Below are 5,373 nucleotides of genomic sequence, written 5' to 3'. Positions count from 1 at the left end.
CTGGATCCCAAGGGCATGGTCACCGTCGACAAGAACGAGGACGTGTACCTCGTGATGTCGGGTGCCGACTACTGGCGTCTCGGTCAGGACAGTTACGACCTGTGCGTCGACCAGGACTGCCAGTACTACTCCTCGTGGACCATCGACACCGAAGGCAACGGCTCAAACCTCGTCTACGTGTGGACCCTCAAGATCGACAACCCCGAAGTCACCGACCAACCCCTCGTCCGCCGCTTCAGAGTCGGCAAGTAAGCAACCGGCGCATCGCCGCACACTCCCATTCCGCATCGACCCATTAGGAGCTAACAATGTCCGGATACTCCGGAGTTCAATACGATGACGACCAGCAGCAAGCAGCTGCCCCGAAGGTTAATGAAACCTGGGATGCCGTCACTGAGTCCCGTAACGGCGCGACCTCTCTGGGCAGCGCCCAGGAGTCTTCCTTCTGGGGACAGGAGAGCGGTCCCGTCGCTATGCGCACCCGAGCGACCGACATGTTCAACACGATCTCGGAGCTCCTCGCCGCAGAGACGAGGCTCCTTCAGGAATTCGAGGCCTACATGCACCAGGCCATGAAGGAATTCACGGGCACGGAATACACCAACGAGACCCAGTTCAAGCAGCTGGCGGCGGACAAGGTAAACGCGTTCCTGAAGAATAACCACACGGTGGGAGTCATGACGACCATGTTCGCCCGTCTCGGCGTGAACATGACGGCGGCGGATCTTGCCTCTGGCCTGATCGGTAAGAGCGCTGCCGCAGGCGCGGGTACCGCCGTGGCTGCAGGCGCAACAGCAACGCAGGCGACGACGCAGCAGACTACGTCGGCACCGGTTCAGGATGATCAGCCTGAAGTTTAAATTAACTTTTGGGATTTGAAAGGATATTTATCATGGTTTCATCTCCGATGTACGAGCGCCTGAAGGCATTCATGACGGCTGCTCGCGCCAACCAGAATCTGGACGCGTGGGACACGGACCACAGCAAGGTGCTCAAGGGCTTCGATGAGTCCATTGAACAGCTGACCGCCTACCGTGAGAACCACGGCTTCACGGGCGCAACGGGCGACGCGATGAACAATTGGGTGGACGCGTCGATTAAGCGTATTGAGTGGTACCGCGACAACTATAGGCGCGGCTACGAGAGTTACACGGCCGGTCGTGAGGTTATGGCCCAAGCCCTCGCCGAAGCTGAAACTGTCTCTCCGGACCTGTTGGATGCGAAGACCGCTGCGATGCGCGACGATTGGGTCGTCGAGATTCCAGAGAACTCCTCCGTCTCCGGCCTCAAAGTGCCCATCATCAATAAGAAGTACACGACGGGCGCCGCCTACGTCGAGGCAGTTGAGGCGGAGAACAACGCTCAGCGTGAAGCTTCTTCCGCACGCATCCTGGCCCAGATGAATGTAGGAACTACTGTAATGAGTATGGGAATGCATATCGGGGCCGCCCCGAACATTCCCACTCCTCACCTGGATAATAATGAGTCCAACTCACATACGCAGGTGGATAAATCGACCGGCGGAACTCCTCCGATCTCGGATCAGACGAGTGGTGGTGGCCACGGCTATGGCGGTGGGGGTTATTCGCCGGAGAATGGTTTTGGTCGCGAGGGTGGTCGTAATGGTGAGGGTTATCCGGGTGGCTTTGATAAGCCGTGGTGGAGCGAGGCTGACGCGGCTGCGGCGCGTAACCGCGTGATCGCCTCGGGCACTGTTCCGACCAAGGAGCTCCCGTACGGTGAGTTGGGTTCGCGCACGAACCCGATCACGGATCCGCAGGACCTCATGGACACCGACCTGTTGCACACGCGCGTCAACGGTACGACGTATCGCAACGGCGTTGTGGGCGGACACACCCCCGCACCCGCTGCGGACGCCGGTCACCCCCTGTGGCGCCTCAACGGCGGCGCAGCCTCCGCCGACGCAACAACCGCGGGTCGCCTGGGTGGGGCTGGTGTGCTGGGCGCTGGCGCACTGGGCATGCGCGGCGCGGCCCGCATGGGCTCAGGTTTCGGCGGCCTGGGCGGCGCGGCTCGCATGGGCTCGGGCTTTGGCGGAGCGTCTGGTTCTGCTGGTGGCCTGGGTGCGGCCGGTCTGCGTGGTATTACCGGCACGACGGGTTCGGCGGGCGCCATGGGCGCTTCGAACCTGCGCGTGGGCTCCTACTCGGGTTCGGGTTTTGGTTCCTACACTCCCCCCGCCTCCGTGGCGGGCGCTAATGGTGCGTCCGGTGCGGGCGCCTCTGGCGTGACCGGCACGACCGGCGCCGGTGGTAGTGGCGCGGCTGGTGCTGCGGGTGCTGCCGGTCGTGGAGGTGCTGGTGCTGGTGGCGGCTTCATGGGTGGTGCTGGCGCGGGTGCTGGCATGGGCAAGGATGATAAGAAGGGCCGCAAGCGTAAGTACGTGGCTTTCACGGTGGATGATGATGAGGATGATCTGCCCGCCGGTTATGTCAATCCCTTGTCTCAGACCTACGGGACGGACCGCACGATTACTCCCGTCAAGCGCGAGGACGATGGATGGGACCTACGCCAGTGGTAACCACTCACAAGTCTGCGCCCCGCCACCCCCGCATGTTTGCGGGCGTGGCGGGGCGCGCCGCGCGCGCCCTCACCACAGCCGCAAGCGCCCTCGCCCTGGCCGTCGGCGCCCTCGCCCTGGCACCGGCCCCGGCGCACGCGGCTGATCCGATCACTAACCAGGAGTACTTCTCCTACTATCATCTCGACGCTGCACGCCAAAAGGGGTACACGGGTAAGGGCGTGACCATCGCCCTCATTGATGGCCCCGTCGACACCAACGTTGCCGAGCTCACGGGCGCTAACATCACCGACAAGAGCCGCTGCACTATCGATGCGTCACCAGCCGGAGTACGACACGGCACCGACATGGCAACAATCCTCGTGTCTCCCTACACCGGTGTTGCCCCCGACGCGACACTACTCACCTATCAGCTATCCAACGCAAGCTCGCGCTCAGCGGGCAGCTGTGCCCTCGGCGGTGAGAAGCAAGACACGTTCGGTAAACTCATCAACCAGGCTGTTGAGGATGGTGCCCAGATCATCTCCGTTTCCCAGGGGGCGTCGGATCAGTCTGACGAAGTAAAGTGGGCCATTGCCAATGCCGTCTCACGCGGAGTCATCATCGTTGCTTCCGCTGGCAACAATAGCAGCGACGACAATAGCACCCACTTGAGTCGCTGGTCTGGGGTCGTGGGCGTCTCCGCTATCACCTCTGATGGCACATTCGCACCCTATTCATCATGGGGTAATGGCGTGGTGACTGCCGCCATCGGAGGACCTTTCAGAACCGTAGACGCGGATACTGGTGCCCCCGCAGAATCTGATGGCACCTCAAACTCCACCGCTCTCGTGGCCGGCATGCTGGCGCTCGCTCGGCAGAAGTGGCCCGATGCCACCCCCAACCAGATCCTCCAACTCCTGGTCCACACGGGTCTGAACCCAAACCACGACTGGAACCAAAAAACAGGATATGGCGCGGCTGCCCTAGGATCTCTCGTGAATGAGGATCCCTCTCAATACCCGGATGAGAATCCCATCATCGACAAGCCGGGCGGCTCCTCCCCCACGGCCAAAGAAATCCAGGACTTCACGGACGGGACTATCACGCCCAACCACGCCATGAATGTCCTCCCCAGCTCCTACGTGTACCGGGGTACCAACGACGAAATCGCCATCGTCCCCACCGAAGGACTAACCATCCACCTCGGCACCAGCCCCGCATACCACCGAAAGTAACCCCATGCCACACACGCCAGCCACGCCCCGCTGCCCCCGCATGTTTGCGGGCGTGGCGGGGCGCGCCGCGCGCGCCCTCACCACCGCAGCCTGTGCCCTCGCCCTGGCCGTCGGCGCGCTTGCCCTGGCACCGGCCCCCGCGCAGGCATATGACCCGCCGACCACCCAGGGGTATTTCTCCTACTATCACTTCGATGCAGCGCGTCAAAGGGGGTACACCGGCAAGGGCGTGACCATCGCGCTGATTGATGGTCCCGTCGACACCAACGCACCCGAACTGGCGGGGGCTAACATCACCGACAAGAGCCAATGCAAGGTCGGTAGTACTCCTGACGACGTTCAGCATGCGGTTGACATGGCCGCTATTTTGGTATCCCCTCACTTCGGGGTCGCACCGGATGCAACTCTGTACACCTATCAGACCTCGAATGCGAGCACGGAATCCTCGGGCACATGCTCATCCGGAGGCGAACGCCTTGACACGATTGGCAAACTGATCAACCGGGCCATTGATGACGGCGCTCAGATTATTTCTATCTCACAAAGCATCGATCCTTCCGATGAGCTCAAGTGGGCGGTGACCAACGCTACGGCGCACGGTGTCATTATCGTGGCCTCAGCCGGAAACAAGTCGATCGATGACAACTCCAATCACATGGGCCAGTATTCAGGTGTTGTCGGCGTTTCCGCCATCAACATCGATGGCACCTTTGCGTCCTACTCATCCTGGGGCAATGGCGTGGTGACTGCCGCTGTCGGTGGTCCCTTCGATTCGGTCGATCCGAACACGAATGAGCCTGCTCGCACAAACGGCACCTCAAACTCCGCCGCTCTCGTGGCGGGTATGTTGGCGCTCGCTCGCCAGAAGTGGCCCGACGCCACCCCCAACCAGATCCTCCAACTCCTGGTCCACACAGCCCTGAACCCGAACCACGACTGGAACCAACAAACAGGCTATGGTCCCATCGATGGTGGCGCACTGGTCAACACGGATCCCTCGCAATACCCGGATGAGAATCCCATCCTCGACAAGCCGGGTGGCTCCTCCCCCACGGCCAAAGAAATCCAGGACTTCACGGATGGGACTATCACGCCCAACCTCGCCAGGAATGTCCTGCCCAGTTCCTACGTGTACCGGGGCACCAACGACGAAATCGCCATCGTCCCCACCGAAGGACTGACCATCCACCTCGGAACCAGCCCCGCATACCACCGAAAGTAACCCCATGCCACACACGCCAGCCACGCCCCGTTCTCCTCTCGCTTTCGCAGGGAGAACGGGGCGCGCCGCATGTGGAAGCATGGACGCGACATACCCCTTCACTTTTTACTCCATGCAGTAATTTCGCCTCCCCGCGAAGTAGAACCGACCCTCCGGCAAAAACCCATCACACAAGGCACAGGCAATTCCACTATCACAGCTCAAACGCTGTCCATGCGCGTCAACGGTACGACTCCAACGGAAGGCAAAGCAGACGCCCCTACTAACCTGATCATTTGTTGACACGGAGGTCTGCGAAACGCATATGATGGGACGGTCTGACAGTAGGAGAAAAATATGTCCCCTCTCGCGTCTCGTCGCACCCTCGCGGCGGCCTCGTCCCTGGTGCTGGC

4 protein-coding genes and 1 pseudogene are annotated in these 5,373 nt (G+C 61.4%); all 5 read left to right on the top strand.

Annotated features, from left to right (window positions below):
- Window positions 1-252, top strand: a pseudogene (locus QP415_RS10620) (hypothetical protein); the annotation flags it as partial.
- Window positions 253-308: 56 nt separating this feature from the next.
- Window positions 309-860, top strand: coding sequence for a hypothetical protein (locus tag QP415_RS10615; RefSeq protein WP_285100016.1), 552 nt, complete (start codon window positions 309-311; stop codon window positions 858-860).
- 32 nt (window positions 861-892) lie between these two features.
- Window positions 893-2,542, top strand: coding sequence for a hypothetical protein (locus tag QP415_RS10610; RefSeq protein ID WP_285100015.1), 1,650 nt, complete (start codon window positions 893-895; stop codon window positions 2,540-2,542).
- Window positions 2,521-3,759, top strand: a complete 1,239-nt coding sequence (locus QP415_RS10605) for a S8 family peptidase (RefSeq protein ID WP_285100013.1) — start codon at window positions 2,521-2,523, stop codon at window positions 3,757-3,759. The genes QP415_RS10610 and QP415_RS10605 overlap by 22 nt, the downstream gene beginning before the upstream one ends.
- A gap of 4 nt (window positions 3,760-3,763) precedes the next feature.
- Window positions 3,764-4,981: a S8 family peptidase gene (locus QP415_RS10600; protein WP_285100011.1), complete on the top strand. Its 1,218-nt coding sequence runs from the start codon at window positions 3,764-3,766 to the stop codon at window positions 4,979-4,981.
- Window positions 4,982-5,373 lie beyond the last annotated feature (392 nt).

The sequence above is a fragment of the Pauljensenia sp. UMB3104 genome, from assembly GCF_030217285.1.
Lineage (GTDB): Bacteria > Actinomycetota > Actinomycetes > Actinomycetales > Actinomycetaceae > Pauljensenia.
The sequence above is the reverse complement of the archived record's forward strand: the minus strand, read 5'-3'. Positions and strand labels throughout refer to the sequence as shown.

Bases quoted from the DNA above. Each gene is read 5' to 3' on its own strand.
- QP415_RS10615 (WP_285100016.1), top strand. From the start codon at position 309: ATGTCCGGATACTCCGGAGTTCAATACGATGACGACCAGCAGCAAGCA.
- QP415_RS10610 (WP_285100015.1), top strand. From the start codon at position 893: ATGGTTTCATCTCCGATGTACGAGCGCCTGAAGGCATTCATGACGGCT.
- QP415_RS10605 (WP_285100013.1), top strand. From the start codon at position 2,521: ATGGGACCTACGCCAGTGGTAACCACTCACAAGTCTGCGCCCCGCCAC.
- QP415_RS10600 (WP_285100011.1), top strand. From the start codon at position 3,764: ATGCCACACACGCCAGCCACGCCCCGCTGCCCCCGCATGTTTGCGGGC.